Annotated in this window: 1 protein-coding gene; it reads left to right on the forward strand. The window is 47.5% G+C overall.

Features of this window, described 5'->3' with window-relative positions; translation table 11 throughout:
• Window positions 1-114: 114 nt before the first annotated feature.
• The coding region (locus R7093_RS24290) for a ParB/RepB/Spo0J family partition protein (protein WP_318146891.1) at window positions 115-974 on the forward strand (860 nt) is incomplete at its 3' end.

Here is a 974-nt window from a genome sequence, read left to right on the forward strand (position 1 = left end):
AAGGCGGCAAGAAGACACTTGCAACTGCTCAAGATGCGGTTCACAAAAGCGCATTGGAATTGGAGCGCGTATTGCACTCTAACTGGCCGTCATTAAATCAGGGGTAAACAGTAAATGGCTTTGAAAACGTCTGAATTAAACGCGAAATTATTTGGTAAAACGAATAAACGTCGAGTAGCGACTCCCCAAGAAGCGCAAACGGCAGCAAAAGAAAAAGCGCAAACCATCGAGTTGGCTGTGGCGGGTGAGGGCACGGTTCAGTTTGAATTGGTTCGTATTCCCGCAGATAAAGTGGCAAGCGAGACGCGTGTGTTCGCGGACAATGCCCGTGAACAATCATTCTTGAATGAGCATGCTTTATCTGATGTTTTGGTGACACTGAAAGAGCGAGGTCAACAGTACCCAGCTGTTGGTCGTCGCACTGACGATGGCAAAATTGAAGTACTAGACGGTAGCCGCCGTCGTATGTCTTGTATCTTGGCGGGTAAGGATTTCTTGGTTTACGTTGGTGATGGCATCAACACTGAACACGCGAAATTCCTATCTGACGTCGCGAATGCTCACAAACCGCTGTCGCTTTACGAAAAAGGCAAAGAGATGCAGGCTAAGCTGGAAAGCGGTGAAGCTGAAGACCAAAAAGCGCTAGCGAAAATGTTCCAGTGCAGTGAAGCATTGGTAAGTGGTGCGCTTAAAGCCGCGGCATTGCCGCTAGAATTGCTACAAGCGTATCCAAATGTTGGCGATTTAGGTCGTCCAACCATCGTTAAACTGCACAAACAGTTCTCAACATTGACCGCTGAGCAGCAGCAAAACTTGTTGGATAAGTGCCGTACATCTGAAGGTTACTTGTGGCAACGTAGCAAGGCACAAGGCGTGGCTCGTTTGACCAAAGAAGTGACGGAAAGCATCGAAAGTTGGATCTCAGAGTTAGCACCAGCTAAACCTGCAAAAAAAGCTGAAAAAGTTGACCTTGT

It is taken from the genome of Vibrio sp. 1580 (assembly GCF_033340055.1).